This is a genomic window from Vibrio penaeicida, from assembly GCF_002933855.1.
Taxonomy (GTDB): domain Bacteria; phylum Pseudomonadota; class Gammaproteobacteria; order Enterobacterales; family Vibrionaceae; genus Vibrio; species Vibrio penaeicida_A.
This window is the reverse complement of the sequence record NZ_BFAQ01000005.1, coordinates 1-16,697: the sequence shown is the minus strand read 5'-3', so window position 1 is coordinate 16,697 and position 16,697 is coordinate 1. Positions and strand designations below refer to the sequence as shown.

Annotated in this window: 18 protein-coding genes; 10 read left to right on the top strand and 8 right to left on the bottom strand. The window is 46.2% G+C overall.

Translation table 11 applies throughout. The features are described 5' to 3' along the window. The first annotated feature begins 323 nt into the window (after positions 1 to 323). Positions 324 to 1,124 carry a sporulation protein gene (locus VPNCDNU1_RS00675; protein WP_101115252.1) on the top strand — a complete coding sequence of 267 codons (801 nt, stop codon included), beginning with the start codon at positions 324 to 326 and terminating at the stop codon, positions 1,122 to 1,124. 166 nt (positions 1,125 to 1,290) lie between these two features. Next, positions 1,291 to 1,944, top strand: coding sequence for a PAQR family membrane homeostasis protein TrhA (gene trhA, locus VPNCDNU1_RS00670; RefSeq protein WP_104398569.1), 654 nt, complete (start codon positions 1,291 to 1,293; stop codon positions 1,942 to 1,944). Between the two features lie 51 nt (positions 1,945 to 1,995). On the opposite strand, the gene VPNCDNU1_RS00665 is transcribed toward trhA, so the two are convergent. The 5 genes from VPNCDNU1_RS00665 to def form a co-directional block, all read right to left on the bottom strand. Continuing rightward, positions 1,996 to 3,441, bottom strand: coding sequence for a TrkH family potassium uptake protein (locus VPNCDNU1_RS00665; RefSeq protein WP_104398568.1), 1,446 nt, complete (start codon positions 3,439 to 3,441; stop codon positions 1,996 to 1,998). Positions 3,442 to 3,498: 57 nt separating this feature from the next. Beyond that, the gene (gene trkA, locus VPNCDNU1_RS00660; RefSeq protein WP_101115249.1) at positions 3,499 to 4,875 is read right to left on the bottom strand and encodes a Trk system potassium transporter TrkA; all 1,377 of its coding nucleotides are present in this window, start codon (positions 4,873 to 4,875) and stop codon (positions 3,499 to 3,501) included. Between the two features lie 81 nt (positions 4,876 to 4,956). Further along, positions 4,957 to 6,237, bottom strand: coding sequence for a 16S rRNA (cytosine(967)-C(5))-methyltransferase RsmB (gene rsmB / locus VPNCDNU1_RS00655; RefSeq protein WP_104398567.1), 1,281 nt, complete (start codon positions 6,235 to 6,237; stop codon positions 4,957 to 4,959). Between the two features lie 116 nt (positions 6,238 to 6,353). Next, positions 6,354 to 7,301 carry a methionyl-tRNA formyltransferase gene (gene fmt / locus VPNCDNU1_RS00650; protein ID WP_104398566.1) on the bottom strand — a complete coding sequence of 316 codons (948 nt, stop codon included), beginning with the start codon at positions 7,299 to 7,301 and terminating at the stop codon, positions 6,354 to 6,356. A 34-nt stretch (positions 7,302 to 7,335) separates the two neighbouring features. After that, positions 7,336 to 7,857, bottom strand: coding sequence for a peptide deformylase (def, locus tag VPNCDNU1_RS00645; protein ID WP_104398565.1), 522 nt, complete (start codon positions 7,855 to 7,857; stop codon positions 7,336 to 7,338). 129 nt (positions 7,858 to 7,986) lie between these two features. Here def and VPNCDNU1_RS00640 point away from each other — a divergent pair, with 129 nt between their 5' ends. From VPNCDNU1_RS00640 to VPNCDNU1_RS00625, 4 genes are read left to right on the top strand one after another with little or no spacing between them, the layout of a single operon-like run. After that, a complete protein-coding gene (locus VPNCDNU1_RS00640; RefSeq protein WP_371410772.1) occupies positions 7,987 to 9,081 on the top strand; it encodes a LysM peptidoglycan-binding domain-containing protein in 1,095 nt (364 codons plus the stop codon). Further along, a complete protein-coding gene (dprA, locus tag VPNCDNU1_RS00635; RefSeq protein WP_104398563.1) occupies positions 9,082 to 10,182 on the top strand; it encodes a DNA-processing protein DprA in 1,101 nt (366 codons plus the stop codon). Positions 10,183 to 10,184: 2 nt separating this feature from the next. Further along, entirely contained in the window at positions 10,185 to 10,658 is a 474-nt protein-coding gene (locus VPNCDNU1_RS00630) for a DUF494 family protein (RefSeq protein ID WP_101115243.1), read from the top strand. A gap of 13 nt (positions 10,659 to 10,671) precedes the next feature. Further along, positions 10,672 to 11,241 (top strand): DNA topoisomerase family protein, encoded by a 570-nt coding sequence (locus VPNCDNU1_RS00625; RefSeq protein WP_104398562.1) that lies wholly within the window; start codon positions 10,672 to 10,674, stop codon positions 11,239 to 11,241. Positions 11,242 to 11,321: 80 nt separating this feature from the next. Here the strand turns inward: VPNCDNU1_RS00625 and VPNCDNU1_RS00620 are convergent, their stop codons facing one another. Together VPNCDNU1_RS00620 and purE are read right to left on the bottom strand one after the other, a co-directional pair. Further along, a complete protein-coding gene (locus VPNCDNU1_RS00620; RefSeq protein ID WP_104398561.1) occupies positions 11,322 to 12,449 on the bottom strand; it encodes a 5-(carboxyamino)imidazole ribonucleotide synthase in 1,128 nt (375 codons plus the stop codon). A gap of 5 nt (positions 12,450 to 12,454) precedes the next feature. After that, positions 12,455 to 12,940 (bottom strand): 5-(carboxyamino)imidazole ribonucleotide mutase, encoded by a 486-nt coding sequence (gene purE, locus VPNCDNU1_RS00615; protein ID WP_104398560.1) that lies wholly within the window; start codon positions 12,938 to 12,940, stop codon positions 12,455 to 12,457. 192 nt (positions 12,941 to 13,132) lie between these two features. Between purE and VPNCDNU1_RS00610 the strand changes: the two genes are divergently transcribed. From VPNCDNU1_RS00610 to VPNCDNU1_RS00595, 4 genes are all read left to right on the top strand, one after another. Then, the gene (locus VPNCDNU1_RS00610) at positions 13,133 to 13,690 is read left to right on the top strand and encodes an L-threonylcarbamoyladenylate synthase (protein ID WP_104398559.1); all 558 of its coding nucleotides are present in this window, start codon (positions 13,133 to 13,135) and stop codon (positions 13,688 to 13,690) included. A gap of 23 nt (positions 13,691 to 13,713) precedes the next feature. Further along, positions 13,714 to 14,631 carry an oxygen-dependent coproporphyrinogen oxidase gene (gene hemF, locus VPNCDNU1_RS00605; protein WP_101115238.1) on the top strand — a complete coding sequence of 306 codons (918 nt, stop codon included), beginning with the start codon at positions 13,714 to 13,716 and terminating at the stop codon, positions 14,629 to 14,631. 98 nt (positions 14,632 to 14,729) lie between these two features. Next, positions 14,730 to 15,560 carry a shikimate dehydrogenase gene (gene aroE, locus VPNCDNU1_RS00600; protein WP_104398558.1) on the top strand — a complete coding sequence of 277 codons (831 nt, stop codon included), beginning with the start codon at positions 14,730 to 14,732 and terminating at the stop codon, positions 15,558 to 15,560. 6 nt (positions 15,561 to 15,566) lie between these two features. Further along, positions 15,567 to 15,833 carry a DUF1488 domain-containing protein gene (locus VPNCDNU1_RS00595; protein WP_104398557.1) on the top strand — a complete coding sequence of 89 codons (267 nt, stop codon included), beginning with the start codon at positions 15,567 to 15,569 and terminating at the stop codon, positions 15,831 to 15,833. On the opposite strand, the gene VPNCDNU1_RS00590 is transcribed toward VPNCDNU1_RS00595, so the two are convergent. Next, positions 15,820 to 16,374 carry a gamma carbonic anhydrase family protein gene (locus VPNCDNU1_RS00590; RefSeq protein ID WP_104398556.1) on the bottom strand — a complete coding sequence of 185 codons (555 nt, stop codon included), beginning with the start codon at positions 16,372 to 16,374 and terminating at the stop codon, positions 15,820 to 15,822. The genes VPNCDNU1_RS00595 and VPNCDNU1_RS00590 overlap by 14 nt on opposite strands. Positions 16,375 to 16,697: the final 323 nt, after the last annotated feature.

Here is a 16,697-nt window from a genome sequence, read left to right as displayed (position 1 = left end):
GGCGCATTCGTTTACCTAACAGTCAGGCACATCCTTTGCCAATCATATGGCCTGATTCACTATGAGAAAAATCTCTTCTGGCGAGCGCCAATCCTATAGAAAATCAGGAGTATAGATATGAAGTCATATCCGGCTCAAAGATTAGCATCTATTCAAAATATGTGCGAACAAAATGCTGGTTTTTTGCTCATTTTTTAGTGAGTCTCTCGTATGAATGTTGCACAAGTCCGCAGTACAGGATATGTATAGAAAATAATCGGAACTTTCTTCTGCCAATCATCACGTTATAAAGCAAAGGAAGAACCTAACCACAGGAGTTGTTCATGTCTTTTTTAAAGAAAACCTTAGCCAGCTTTGGTATCGGTAGTGCCAAAGTAGATTCTATTCTTCAGCAGGAAGTGCTAATTCCGGGGCAGAATGTCAGCATTAAAATCCACGTGTATGGCGGTTCTTCTGCGCAAGAGATCGATAACATCGATTTGAAGCTTTGTTGTCGATACGTACGCGAAGTACCCGCAGATAACGATAAAAGCCACGTGCAAGAAGGGATGCAAACCAAGAAGCAAAACGTGAAATACGCATTGGCTTCATGGCAGTTGCCTTACGCTTTTACCATTGAACCCGGTGAAGAACGCACGTTTGATGTAGAGCTGCCTATTCCATGGAATACGCCAGTAACCATCGGTGATGCCAAAGTGTGGCTGGAAACTGGCTTGGATATTTCTATGGCGATTGATCCAACAGACAAAGATGTATTGACCGTTCGACCAGATCCTTTAATGGATGGCATTTTTACGGCACTAGAAGAGCAAGGCTTACGTATTCGACAGGTGGAATGTGAAGAAGCCAAAGGGTTTGAACTTCCATTTGTGCAAGAGTTTGAATTTGTTCCGACCACGGGACCTTACCATGGTCGCTGGCGAGAGCTGGAAATCGTGGCGTACCGTGACGAAGGTGAATTGAAGCTTTGGTTTGAAGTGGATCGCCGCAAGAAAGGCATTGGTGGCATGTTGGCCGGGTTACTTGGCGGCAACGAATTAAAACGTCATTTGGTTTTGCCATCCAGCACATCTGGTGAAGATGCAGGGCAGCAAGTATTGGCGTTTCTGGAAAGTTCGACTTAGGCAGCCCTGTAAACCTAGTCAGCCCATAAACATAGTCATTTGACTATAAACAGATCTGTTAATCTGAATCGGTCTGTCTAGCTAAAATTTTAAGCTTACAACTGTACGCTGAGTGTGTCATACTTCTTTTCTGTTGAGTATTCGCTCTAAATTGAAGGAGGGGCGTATGACACGTCCTACAACGACTGAGTACAGCGTAAGTGAAGAGATAGCTAATAGCATCACACATGCGCTAGGTATGATTTGTGGCATAGTGGGATTGGTGTTCTTACTGATCAAAGCGGTAGATAATCATGCAGATACGCTAACCATCACCAGTATGAGCGTATACGGTGGTAGCCTTATTCTACTGTTTCTGGCTTCGACGGTTTATCACGCCGTACCTTATCGCAAAGCTAAACGGTTTTTAAAAACGCTGGATCATTGCGCCATTTATCTGCTCATTGCCGGCAGTTACACACCTTTCTTATTGGTCAGCTTACGAACCCCACTAGCCATTGGCTTGATGATCATTATTTGGTCGTTCGCACTGATTGGCATCATTGCCAAAATAGCCTTCGTGTACCGATTTAAAAAACTGTCGCTGTATACGTATCTCGGCATGGGATGGCTGTCACTTGTTGTTATTTATCAATTAGCCATCACGCTCGATGTAGGCGGTCTGGTTTTACTCGCTATTGGTGGGGTAGTGTATTCCTTAGGGGTGATTTTTTACGTGAGCAAACGTATTCCCTTTAACCACGCCATATGGCACGGGTTTGTATTAGGGGGGGCCGCCTGTCATTTCTTTGCTATTTACTTCTTTGTTGACCCAATCTGATTGGGTCGGCAAGTACTTCGTGCTCAAATTGAATTAGGTTAACCTTAAATTTTAACGCTTCCAAAAAGCAGGGAAGAACAGCACCAGTAGTGTCAGTATTTCCAGCCTTCCCATTAACATACCAATACTAAGTAACCATTTCGCAGTATCTGGAAGCGGGGCAAAATTCCCCGTAGGACCGATAACATGCCCCATACCCGGACCAACATTCGCCACCGCGGTGACCGCTCCCGATATGGCGGTGACTGGGTCTAAACCCATAGCCCCCAACGCTGTGGCAATCACGATAATGGTAATAAAGAACATCAGCCCAAATGCGACCAATGAGCGAACAATGTCGTCGTTGACAGGGCGATGGTTGTACTTTTGGACAAAAACACCTGACGGGTGAATTAAGCGCATCATTTGTTTGTGCAGCAGGGTAAGTGCTATTTGGAATCGAAAGACTTTAATGCCGCCCGATGTAGAGCCAGAGCAAGCCCCCGCCATCATCATGAATGCAAAAATAACGGCAGGCAATGCGCCCCAAGCTGTGAAGTCTTCCAAGCCAAACCCTGTTGTGGTTGTGACTGAGATGATATTAAACAGGGAAACACGAATGGCGTCGGATAACAGATAGTGCTGATGGAGACATAACCAACCAGCGACAATCAAAGAGGTAAACGCGACCAAGTAGACGAACCCTCTTACTTGCGCATCTTGCCAAAAGGAATTGAGTTCGCGTTTTTTCAGTGTGGTAACAAACAATAAGAAGGGAAGCCCGCCGAGAAACATAAAAAGAATCCCCACCCAATGTGCTCCGTTGGAAAAGTGGTTCATGGAGCTGTCTGATGTGGAGTACCCTCCAGTGGAGAGCGTGGTGAAGGCATGATTAATCGCATCAAAGCCCGACATTCCTGTGAGCAAATAGCCAATCACGCATAAAGCCGTTAATGAGAGATACACGTACACAATATGAATGGCGACAATTTTTGTTCGTGGTGCACTTTTGTCAGACCAGTCAGAGCTTTCGGTTTGGAACAATCGCATGCCGCCAACATTCAGCATGGGTAAGATGGCCACCCCCATTACAATGAAACCGATTCCTCCTAACCATTGCAAGATTGAGCGCCAAAGCAGAATACTCGGCGCCATACTATCGAGTCCGCTGAGTACCGTTGAACCCGTGGTGGTAATCCCCGACATGGTTTCAAAATACGCATCAGTAAAGCTGATGTGGTTAATGAACACGAAGGGAAGGGCAGCAAAGGCACTGGCGATGGTCCAGACGAGTGACGTAATCAAAAAGAGATCTCGAACTCCAAGCCGGAATTCTGCGGTGCGCCCAATGGTTAAACAAACGAATGCCACGCCGTGCAAAATCAGTACAGACTGACCAAATTCGATAAACCCAGGTGTACCAGTAAAAAAGGCAACGGCAGTGGGGGCGTACATAAATAGGGCTAGCTTAGAGAGCACCAGTCCAATGACAAATAAGATCGGGCGTAGATGGACCATATCGACTTATTACCACGGTTTGAGCGACGCCCCAAACACAGAGCGTCAACACTGACTCTATAGGAAAAATGGGCTTGGTTGGAACAAGCGCTCCACGTCGGGCACGTATTTTTTATCGACCAAGAACATCACCACATGGTCGTCTTGTTCAATCACCGTTCGGTCGTGGGCGATCAATACTTCTTCGCCGCGAACAATGGCACCAATGGTGGTACCTGGTGGAAGTTTGATATCACCTACCGCACGACCAACAACTTTAGACGTGGTTTCATCCCCATGTGCAATGGCTTCGATGGCTTCCGCCGCCCCACGGCGTAAGGATGATACGTTGACGATATCTGCGCGTCGAACGTGTGTCAGGAGTGCAGAAATTGTGGCTTGCTGTGGTGATATCGCCACGTCAATGGTACCGCCTTGTACCAAGTCGACGTAAGCACCGCGTTGAATCAGTACCATTACCTTTTTTGCGCCCATGCGTTTTGCCAGCATGGCGGACATGATATTGGTTTCGTCTTCATTGGTTAGAGCGATGAACACATCCACTTGGTCGATGTTTTCTTCTGCGAGCAGTTCCTGATCGGCCGCGTCGCCACAGAAAACAATCGTATTTTCAAGCTGTTCAGACAACCTTTCTGCTCGCTGATAACCGCGTTCAATCAGCTTGACGCTGTATTCTTTTTCAAGGCGTTTCGCTAAGCTCGCCCCAATGTTTCCTCCCCCGACTATCATGATGCGGCGGTAAGGTTTCTCAAGACGTTGGAGCTCACTCATGATGGAACGAATGTGGTTGCTCGCCGCGACGAAAAACACTTCATCATCTGCTTCAATGACGGTGGTGCCTTGAGGACGAATGGGTCTGCCTTGGCGAAAGATGGCTGCTACACGGGTATCAATGTGAGGCATGTGATCACGCAGTGCAGAAAGCGCGTTCCCGACTAGCGGACCGCCATAATAGGCCTTAACCGCGACCAAGCTGACTTTACGTTCAGCAAAACTGACCACTTGGAGTGCGCCAGGGTATTGGATCAAGCGTTCGATATAGCTCGTCACCAATTCTTCTGGCGCAATAAGGTGGTCGACAGGAATCGCACCGGATTGGAACAGTGCGTCTTTTTCTGTCAAATACTCTGGTGAGCGAATACGAGCAATTCGGTTTGGGGTATTAAATAACGTAAAGGCAACCTGACATGCCGCCATATTGGTTTCATCGGTATTGGTGACCGCAACCAGCATGTCGGCATCTTGAGCACCCGCTTCACGTAAGGTTCCCGGGTGGCTGGCAAACCCATTGACCACCCGCAAATCATACTTATCCTGCAATTCACGCAGTCGGTCTCCATTCCGGTCTACTACCGTGATGTCGTTGTTCTCACCCACTAAGTTTTCTGCAAGGGTGCCGCCTACTTGTCCGGCACCGAGTATGATGATTTTCATCGCCTACCTATTCTGCTTGTCTATCCGCTTACTACTGCTGCGCCTTTTGGCGACACGCATTGAGCATGGTTGTTTTTTTGCTTACGCTTGCTTTCTCAATACAGCGTAATAGAAGCCGTCCATGTCGTCTTCTCCCGGAAGAATTTGTCTACCCGGGTTTTCGATGTCTGACCCATTTAGCGTTGCATCCGATGTGCGATTCAGAAATTTAACCACTTGATCGCGATTTTCCTGCGGGGTGATCGAACATGTCGCGTAAACAAGCGTGCCGCCCGGTTTAAGCTGTTGCCACATTGCGTCGAGAATCTCACTTTGTAGTTCGGCTAAGGCGTCGATGTCATCGGCTCGGCGCAGCCATTTAATGTCTGGATGACGGCGAATAACCCCTGTCGCAGAACACGGTGCATCAAGCAAAATGCGGTCAAATTGTTCACCTTGCCACCATTCTTGAGGATTCCTAGCATCACCGCAAATAACTTTCGCCTGAAGGTTGAGGCGCTTCAGGTTTTCATGCACTCGCTTGAGGCGTTTTTCGTCGCAATCTATCGCAACAACGTCGCTGTTTTGGGTGCGCTCAAGTATATGTGCTGTTTTACCACCCGGTGCCGCGCAGCAATCCAAAATCAATTCGCCGTCTTGAGGGGTCAGGTAATTCAACGATAGTTGAGCTGCAGCATCTTGTACCGATACCCAGCCACTTTCAAAGCCGGGCAATGCGTGAACATCGATCGGCGCATCCAATTTTATGGCGTCTAATGCTTCACTGTGTGCGCTGCTATCAATGTTTGCATTTTTGAGTAACTCAAGGTACTCGTCGCGGCTGTGATGCTGGTGGTTTACGCGCAGCCACATCGGTGCTTTTTGGTTGTTAGCTTCAACAATGGTTTCCCATTGCTCAGGGTAAGCCGTTTGCAACAATTTTAGTAGCCAGCTTGGGTGACCATATTTGCCCGCGTTGTGGCTAACTGCAACTTGATCCAATTCTTCTTGGTTTCGTTGGTAGTTACGAAGTACCGCATTGATCAAGCCGCGAAGCCGAGGACCTTTTAGTGTTTTGGTGCCTTCGACCGTTTCCCCAACCGCTGCGTGTGCAGGAATTCGCATAAAACTCAGTTGATAAATACCCACCAGAATAAGGTGATGAAATACACGTTGCTTACCCTTTAATGGTTTATCCATCAAATGATTAGCAATGGTTTCTAAACGAGGGAGGTAGCGCAGTGCGCCGTAGCAAATTTCTTGCAATAGCGCGTGGTCACGTGGGCGGATATTTTGTTGAGCGGCAGGAAGGGCGGTAGAAAGTGATTGCCCTTTGTCGACAACGAGATACAAAACGTTGGCAGCTTCAGCGCGAACATTCATGATGAATACCTTAAAGCAAAGGAGGGCATCTCTGCCCTCAAAAAGTACGTATTGAAGTGAGTCTTCACTTCGTCGATGTACTAACCAATTAAATATTGTGATTAGTTATGTTTGATTTAAATGAGTTGCGTGCCCACTTCAAACCAAGATGCTCGTGAGTTCAATATATCTTGAACTGGCATCGCTTTTTTACCCGGAACCTGCAGCTTTTCTAGTACAAGTACTCCGTCACCTGTCGCAACGTAAATACCCGTTTTGTCCGCTTGAAGAATGGTACCAGCTGCTTTATCGGTGGTTTGACTATCTAAGCGGCTTTGCCAAACTTTGATGGTGTTATCTGCAGCTTCAAAATGGCTGATGGGCCATGGATTGAAGGCACGAACACAGCGCTCTATGTGAGCGGCATCGTCATTCCAATCGATACGGGCTTCTTCTTTGCTGAGCTTCTTCGCGTAAGTGGCTTGCTCGTCATCTTGCTTGACGGGTTGTGCCTTACCATTGGAAATATCAGTTAAGCAGTCGACAAGCGCTTCTGGACCAAGAACGGCCAGCTTGTCGTACATAGTTGCACTGGTGTCGGTCGCTTCAATAGGTAGAGAGGCGATTTTCAACATATCACCCGTATCCAAACCAATGTCCATCTGCATAATTGTGACGCCTGCTTCTGCATCCCCCGCCCATACCGAGCGTTGAATCGGTGCAGCACCTCGCCAGCGCGGTAAAATCGAGCCATGAACGTTGACGCAACCTAAACGAGGTGTATCCAATACTGCTTGTGGCAGCAACATGCCATACGCGACTACAACCATGATGTCGGCATTAAGATCCACCAACGTTTGTTTCGCGTCATCAGATTTGAAGTTTTCCGGTTGATAAACTGGAATGTCGTGCTCCAGAGCCAAGCTCTTAACTGGGGTAGGGGTAAGCTTTTTCCCCCGACCTGCTGGGCGATCTGGATTGGTGTAAACCGCAATAACGTCGTGCTCCGAAGACAATAACGCCGCCAAGTGAAGGGCGGCGAAGTCCGGAGTACCTGCAAAGACAATTCTTAAAGACTGACTCAAGGTAAGGTTCCTTTATGGATGAAGGTGGTTTGGATTAGGCGTTTTTCGCTTGCTTTTCATTGAAACGCTTAAGCTTCAGCATCTTATCCTGAATGCGCTTACGCTTCAGTGGCGAAAGGTAATCAACAAACAACTTGCCTTGAAGGTGATCCAATTCATGTTGAACGCAAATGGCCAAAAGCTCATCGGCTTCAAATGAGTATTCCTCACCTTCGCGATTCATCGCTGTAACAGAAACCTCAGCCGCACGAGGCACCAAAGCACGAGCACCTGGGATAGACAGACAACCTTCTTCGATGCCGTCTTCACCGCGTTTATCGGTGATCTCAGGGTTAATCAGTACCATTGGCTGATCGCGGGTATCAGAAACATCGATAACAACGATGCGCTGATGAATATCGACTTGCGTTGCAGCAAGACCGATGCCTTCTTCGTCGTACATGGTTTCTAACATATCGTCGACGATTTTTTGAATTTCTGGTGTCACTGCTTCGACGGGCTTAGCCACTGTGCGAAGGCGATCATCAGGGAAAGTTAATACTTGTAATACAGACATATACACTCTAAATATTGAACTGTGCCGAAACAGCTAAAACCTAGCTGGCTCAATTCTAGACATTTTATAACCTAAATGACAGCATCCTAGCCAATATTGGATAGGGAAACTGAGGTTATGAAAGGAATAATGGCCAAGTTAGGTCGTACCTCTTTAGCTATAATAACATGTGTTGTCACACATAGTGTCCTTGCAAAAAGTGATGTTTTATCGGTTAAAGAAAACGCACCGAAAACGTACGAAGTTAAAAAAGGGGATACCCTATGGGATATATCGGCACTTTACCTCGACAGCCCATGGCTTTGGCCTCGACTCTGGCAAATTAACCCAGATATTAACGACCCTCACCTTATCTACCCAGGCGACAAGCTGACTTTGGTATGGCGAAATGGGCAACCTATGCTGAGCCGAAAACCGCTTCTTACGCTTTCTCCTAAAGCCAGAATTCTTGATAAAGATGCCGTACCAACCTTACCTGAAGGACTGGTTTTGCCATACATCAACTCGGATCGGCTGGTCACTAAAGATACATTAGACAGCGCAATGCGAGTGATCGGGACACAAGATGGAAGACGTTTCTTGAGTAAACACGATCAATTGTTCATTGATGGCAGTACCACAGAGAAACATTGGGGTATCTATCGTTCTGTGGCTGAATATCAGCGCAGTGATAATGGTGAAGAAGTCTTTTCTTTGAAAATGGTTGCGACAGCAACGTTAGTAAGATCAGAGGAAAAGCTGAGTTCATTGAAAGTGGAATCCCAGAAGCAAGAAATTCTATCTAATGATTTTGCATTGCCTCACCAGCATCATGAAGGTTTGTCATTCTCTAATACGTTTTATCCAGAACCAGCGCCTAAAAATGTTTCTGCTTCTATTCTTGGTTCTTTAGAAGGAAGTAAGTTTATTGGACGTAACCAGGTCGTCATTATTGATCGCGGGCTTAACGATAACGTGGAACAAGGCACTATGTTTGACCTTTGGGAGGAAGGATTAGGTGTTTCTGGAAGTCGAGGCAACTACATTGTGGATGATGGATGGCTTAGCGAGAATCTTCCGGATGTTTCCGTCGGGGAAATGATCGTTATTCGACCGTACGCGTCTTTCAGTATTGCATTGATTACCCGAAGCAAAGCACCGATTCACACCAAAACCTTGGGACTTTCTCCATTATTGAAAGAGCAACAAAATGAAGCATTGGAAGCTAAGGACGAAGACAGTTAAATGACCGAAAATGAGTTAAGAGCTTGGCTGACATTGAGTTTTACGCCTCAATTGGGTGGTCAGTCTCTGACTCGATTGCTCACTATTGATTCTCCCGTCAATTTACTTGCGTCCAGTGAAGAGCGATGGCAAGCCATAGGGCTTAAGCCGAAACAAATTCAATTCCTTAAAACTAGTTCACACCCAGAGGTTGATGAGTGTTTGGAATGGCAGCAGGTCTCACATCATCATATTGTTACGTTGCTCGATGAATCGTACCCGCCACTACTCAAAGAAGTATCTTCTCCACCAAGCACACTATTTGTTAAAGGGGACGTTCGGTCTTTGAGCGCCCCACAGATAGCCATGGTTGGCAGTCGAAACGCCAGTATAGAAGGGCTACAAACAGCGAGGGCGTTTGCCAAAGATTTATCCTCAAATGGGCTAGTAGTCACCAGTGGCTTGGCGCTCGGTGTGGATGGACACGCTCACGATGGCGCGTTGGAGGGAGGCGGTCAAACTGTTGCTGTGCTGGGCTCGGGGCTTGACTGCATCTATCCGGCTCGGCACAGAAAACTAGCGCAAAGGATTATTGAGCAAGGCGCGCTCGTTTCTGAATTTCGACCCAACACCAAACCCAGACCTGAGCACTTCCCGCGCCGCAATCGTATTATTAGTGGATTGTCGGTTGGCGTTTTTGTTGTTGAAGCTGCTGAACGCAGTGGGTCGTTGATAACAGCGCGATACGCAGCAGAGCAAGGTCGCGATGTTTTTGCACTGCCCGGCTCAATTCACAACCCCAATTCCAGAGGTGGGAATGCACTCATTAAGTCTGGTGCCTGTTTAGTCCAATCGTCCGAAGATATTCTTCAAGAAGTAGAAAATTTAGTTTCTTGGTCGTTTTCCCAACAAACATCTATATTTAGTGAAGAAGCCTCGCAAGAAGAATTGCCATTTCCTGAACTAATGGCTAACGTAGGGTTAGAAGCAACACCCGTTGATATTCTTGCAGAGCGGACCCATATACCTGTGCATGAAGTCATGATGCAACTACTGGAGCTTGAGCTTTCAGGGTATGTTGTTGCAGTACCTGGTGGCTATATTCGAAAGGGGAGGGGCTAACTATGATGGACATACTGATGTATTTGTTCGAGACCTATATCCACAGTGATGCGGAATTGATGGTCGATCAAGATGAGTTGGAAGATGAGCTTCTCAGAGCTGGATTCCACCAAAAAGAAATTTACAAAGCCCTGAATTGGTTAGAGGACTTGGCAGCGCTACAACAAAGCGACGCACAATCCGCCATGAGAACCAGTGCAGCTACGTCGGTACGTATTTACACGCGCACTGAAATGACACGTTTAGATATAGAATGTCGTGGATTCTTGCTGTTTTTGGAGCAAGTTGAAGTGTTGACCGCCGAAACTCGTGAAATGATCATTGATCGAGTAATGGGCTTGGAAACCAGTGACTTTCAGCTGGACGATCTAAAGTGGATTGTATTGATGGTACTGTTTAATGTACCGGGTAATGAAAACGCCTACACCCAAATGGAGGAGCTCTTGTATACTACCGAGAGTGGTATTCTTCATTAATGGTTTTGGGTGAATGAGCGGTAAAATTGATTCGCAATTATTCTCTGCCCATGAGCACGCACTGGAAAAAGAGCCGTGCCCTCAATGCGGTGGAGAATTGTCTTTACGTCATGGTAAACATGGTCCTTTCCTAGGGTGCAATCAGTACCCATCTTGTGACTACATTCGTACGATTGGTCAAAACGATGGTCATATTGTTAAAGAGTTAGGTGTCCCTTGTCCAGAGTGTGCTAATGAATTGGTGCTGAGGCAGGGTCGTTATGGCATGTTTATCGGTTGCAGTGCATACCCAGATTGCCATCATATTGAGTCCTTAGATGCCCCTAAAGAGGAGCAGAAAAAGGAAGAAGAGATTACCTGCCCTGAATGCAAAACAGGTCATCTGGTCGAAAGAAAGTCGCGCTATGGCAAAACTTTTTACGCCTGCAATAGCTACCCGAAATGCAAGTTTGCGGTGAACCATAAAGCCATTGTCGGTTCGTGCACTGAGTGTGATTACTCACTACTGATTGAGAAGAAACTGGCATCTGGCGTTAAAGTATTGTGCGCTAATCGGAAGTGCCAGAAAGAACAAATCCAATAAAAAACGGCACTCAGTAGAGTGCCGCTTTTACAGGTAATGCTGCTTATTATAGGTAACTGCTTTTTATAAGCAGTTGCGTATTACAGAGCTTGGGCGCTTTCCTTTAATGCAGGAAAAGCATCTGCATCCAAAATATTTGCAAGCTTAACCAAAGCGGCTTTTAACGCCTCATCACTGCTTGCACACACATTGATGTGACCCATTTTACGACCTGCACGCTTTTCTTTACCATACCAATGCACATGGCACTCTGGCATTGCCAAAACGCTCTCTGGCACTTGGTCTTCACCCAAGATATTTACCATAGAGGTTGGGCGTACCAGCTCAGTGCTGCCTAATGGTAACCCACACACAGCACGTAAGTGGTTCTCGAATTGGCAAGTCTCAGCACCTTGTTGAGTCCAATGACCAGAATTATGGACGCGAGGTGCGATTTCGTTGACCAGTAACTCGCCATTCACATCAAAGAATTCGAGCGCCAAAACACCCACATAGTTCAAAGATTCCGCTACCGCCGTAAACGCGGTATTGGCTTGCGCCTGAAGTGTTTCATCCGCAATGGCTGTCGATAGCGTTAAAACCCCATCAGTATGAACGTTCTCTGCTAGTGGGTAGATGGCGATTTCACCCGAGGCATTTCGAGCACCAACCAAAGACACTTCACGCTGAAACGGTACAAACTCTTCTGCGACAATCGCTTGGTTTGGTGTTTCAGCGATGCACTCAGACATTTCCTGCCAAATCGCATTGGCTTGTGCTTTGTCTTTTAAACGCCACTGTCCTTTTCCATCGTAACCACCAAGAGTGCTTTTCAGCACCATCGGAATACCAACATGCTTGATGGCATTCTCAAAATCTTCTTGTGTATTGATCACGAAGTACTTGGCATTTCTCACCTTGGCATTATCGAGTAGCGATTTCTCTATGCGACGATCACCACCAGCTTTGATGGCGTCGGTTGTCGGAAAAAACTTACCGCTTTTTTCACACTCATCAAGCACATCGTGTGGAATGTGTTCGAACTCGGCCGTTATGACATCCGCTTGTTCAATAGCCGTGGCTAAGCCATTTCCAATCACTTGTTGGGTGAGTGGGTGAACAATGTTTTCTGTGCCTACATCGAAGGCAGAAATATGAATGTTCAGTGGCGCGCCAGCCAAAGACATCATCCGAGCCAGTTGACCTGCGCCTAAGACAAGAACGTGCATGGGGATCAATCCTCTGCTGGGTTCGGGTTAGCTAAAACCGTCTCAGTTTGCTCTTCGCGGAAAGCTTCAACTTTTGCCATAACTTCTTCATTGTGAGTACCAATGATCTGAGCGGCTAAAATACCGGAATTGGCTGCACCAGCTTCGCCAATGGCCAAAGTGCCCACTGCAATACCTTTAGGCATTTGTACAATTGAAAGTAGGGAGTCCATGCCTTTTAATGCACGAGATTGAACAGGAACTCCTAGAACCGGCAAACTTGTAAAGGCCGCCGCCATACCAGGTAAGTGTGCGGCACCGCCTGCGCCAGCAATGATGACCTTGATGCCGCGGTCTTTTGCGCTATTGGCGTAGTCTGCCAATAATTGTGGCGTACGGTGGGCAGAAACCACTTTCGTTTCATAGGACACACCAAAGCGATCCAGCATTTCTGCTGCTAGTTTCATGGTTGGCCAATCTGATTTAGAACCCATAATAATACCGACTTGCATCTCAAAACTCCTTCAGCGCTTTCATTGGGTGAGCGGATATTTTGCGCGCATTATACGTAGAATTTTCGGTAAGGAAAACGTTTGCGCGAAATCGTTTTAAGGTTTGATACAGTTTACTGATAAATTACTTTTGGGCTGAGGTGTAAACTCTTTGTACACTACTGCTCAAATGTTAAAGATAAGGGGGTCAAATTGACCAATTTTGAAAACACAGTTCAGGCGCTCCATGATGGGGAAGTGATTGCTTACCCAACGGAAGGTGTATTTGGAGTCGGCTGTGACCCTGATAATTCAGAAGCAATCCAAAAGCTACTTGAACTTAAGAAAAGACCAGTAGAAAAAGGGTTAATTCTCATTGCCACCAATTTTGAGCAGCTCAAGCCATACGTCGATGAATCTCAATTAACGGATGAAGCTCGCCAAGCGGTATTTGACACTTGGCCAGGACCAGTTACTTGGGTAATGCCTGCAAAACCGGGGTTATCAAACCTACTTTCAGGTCAATTTGATTCTATTGCAGTAAGGGTGACTGATCATCCATTGGTACAAAAACTTTGCGAGTCGTTTGGTAAACCGCTAACCTCAACCAGCGCCAACTTAACGGGTGAGCCTCCGTGTATGACTTATCAGGAGGTACATGCACAGCTAGGTGATTACTTGGTCGCAATTTTAGAAGGCGAAACCGGTGGTCGTGATAAACCGAGTGAAATACGCGACGCTTTAACGTCTACCATATTAAGACAGGGATAACCTGCCGAAAATAGGAACAAGCAATGTCAGATATCGATAAAGATGCAGTAAAGTACTTTTTGTTAGAACTTCAGGACAGCATATGCCAGCAGCTTGAAGAGGTAGACGGTAAGGCTGTATTTGAAGAAGATATTTGGCATCGTGAATCGACTGAACGTTTAGGTGGCGGAGGTCGAACTCGAGTCATGAGTGGCGGCAACGTCTTTGAACAAGGCGGTGTGAACTTTTCACATGTTTCCGGCCGAGAGATGCCTGCATCCGCTACGGCTCATCGCCCTGAACTTGCTGGTCGAAAATTTGAGGCGATGGGTGTGTCGTTAGTGATGCACCCTCACAACCCTTATGTACCCACTTCCCATGCCAATGTGCGTTTCTTTATTGCCGAGAAGGAAGGGCATGATCCCATCTGGTGGTTTGGTGGTGGCTTCGATTTGACCCCGTTTTATCCTTTCGAAGAAGATTGCTTATATTGGCACAACACGGCGAAAGAAATCTGCGCACCCTTTGGTGATAATGTGTATTCAGAGCATAAAAAGTGGTGTGATGAATATTTCTTCCTTCCACATCGTAATGAAACTCGTGGTGTCGGTGGTTTATTTTTTGATGACCTCAACGAATGGGGTTTCGATAAAAGCTTTGAATATATTCAAGCCGTTGGGAAAGGCTATACCGATGCGCTTGTACCAATCATTGATCGAAGAAAAGAGACTGAATATGGTGAAAAAGAGCGCCAATTTCAGTTATACCGCCGTGGTCGCTACGTCGAATTCAACTTAGTCTATGATAGAGGCACCTTATTTGGGCTACAAAGTGGTGGGCGTACTGAATCGATCTTAATGTCGATGCCTCCTTTAGCACGATGGGAATACGACTATCAGGTTGAGCCAGGGACACCGGAAGATGACCTGTACCAAAATTACCTAAAACCTAGAGAATGGTGATTTCCAGCTATAACGCTCAGAATCCAGTAGCTTGAGGCAATTTGGGTATGATGATAGGGTCTGTACAAACGACCCTATTTAATTTTGCAGGCAAGGAAATGGCGCAACCTATCGATCAGTACGTCGTGTTTGGTAACCCTATCGGACACAGTAAATCCCCTTTTATACACACCCTCTTTGCTCGGCAAACCAATCAGTCTTTATCCTATGTAACGCGCCAAGCGCCCGTGGATGGTTTCGTAGAATCAGCAATAGAGTTTTTCTCGCAAGGTGGGAAAGGCTGTAATGTGACTGTGCCATTTAAAGAAGACGCTTTTCAATTTGCTGATCGCCTGACCGAAAGAGCGCAATTGGCTGGGGCGGTGAATACGCTAAAAAAACTCGATGATGGAGAAATCATTGGTGATAACACCGATGGTGAAGGCTTAGTTCAAGATTTATTGCAATACCAAGTACCGTTAGAAGGTGTCCGTATTTTGGTTATTGGCGCGGGTGGTGCAGCACGCGGCGTGATAAAGCCACTTTTGGACCAATCCCCAAAAAGCATAGTGGTCACCAACCGCACATTTGCTAAAGCGAAAAAGCTTGAGGAGATGTTTAACGGATTTGGTGATATTCGTGCAGTTCCCATGGAAGATATCAATACTTCCTTTGATGTGGTGATCAATTCTACGTCTGCTAGTTTGAGTGGTGACCTACCTGCGGTTAGCTCTTCGATATTCACTTCAACAACCGTTAGCTATGACATGATGTATGGGCAGGGGCTGACAGCATTTAACCAGTGGGCTAAAAATAACCAAGTTGTAAATACTTACGATGGCCTTGGTATGCTGGTAGGGCAGGCAGCTGAAAGCTTCCTTGTATGGCGTGGGTTAAGACCTGGCGCAAAGCAAGTTCTCAGAGAACTAAGAAAAAACTTGGAAGGATAGCCTGCCATGAATCAATCAATACTCTTTCCTGATATCCAAACTTGGGATGAAGAACATAACGCGGTACGTTTTCCTGCACAACAATCTGGTATGTTGATCGAATGTCTCGCTTTAGTGGCTGCCATTGAACGAGTGAGCGGAGAGACTATAGAGGAAGAGCGGCAAGCTCTCACTCTATTCTCACAATACCGTTTTGATATGGAAGAGCTTGCCGAATCTTTGATAGAAGAGGAAGACTACGACGACAGCGGGCAAGTTGTTATTCGAAAGTAACTGGCTCTACTACCGTTCTGTACTCATTTTTAGTATTGACGTAGTTATCTGCGGACTTGCGCAAAAAAGCGATTTCTTTTTCACTTAATGGGCGAGCCTGTTTTACTGGGCTCCCTACATAGAGATAACCACTTTCCAATACTTTATTGGGAGGGACCAAACTGCTCGCACCAATCATGACTTCATCTTTTATGTGCACGCCGTCTAAGACGATGGCACCCATACCTACTAATACACGATCGCCTACCTTGCACCCATGAAGCATGACCTTATGACCGATAGTCACTTCATTACCAATGATAAGTGGGTAGCCTTCAGGGTTTTCCGCATTTTTATGAGTAACGTGCAAAACGGAACCGTCTTGAATATTGGTACGCTCGCCAATATGAATATGATTAACATCACCTCTGGCAGCAACAAGTGGCCAAACGCTAGAATCCTTACCTATTTTAATGTCACCCACTAAGATAGAGCTGCTATCTATATAGACACCTTCACCAATTTCAGGGCAAATACCTTTATAACTTCGAATTGAGCTCATGATTTCTCCTTAATTTAGGGCGATTAAAGGGTAAAAAGTGAAAGAAGAATAGTGAAAATACCACCTTTTGAATAAAAAACACGCAAACAACCTAGAAATTGAAAAAAACGTCAAAAAGGGCTTGCCAATGTGATGCCGATCTCTATAATGCCCCCTCGCTGACACGGGAACGCTTCGAAAGAAACGAACCGAGTCAGAGGTTAGATTAGGTAGCTGAAAAGCTAACGAAATAAACTGAAAAAAGTGTTTGACACTAACGTTTATCTCGCTAAAATAGCCGTCCGATTTGAGTGAGGCTCAAATCACGCTCTTTAACAATATAG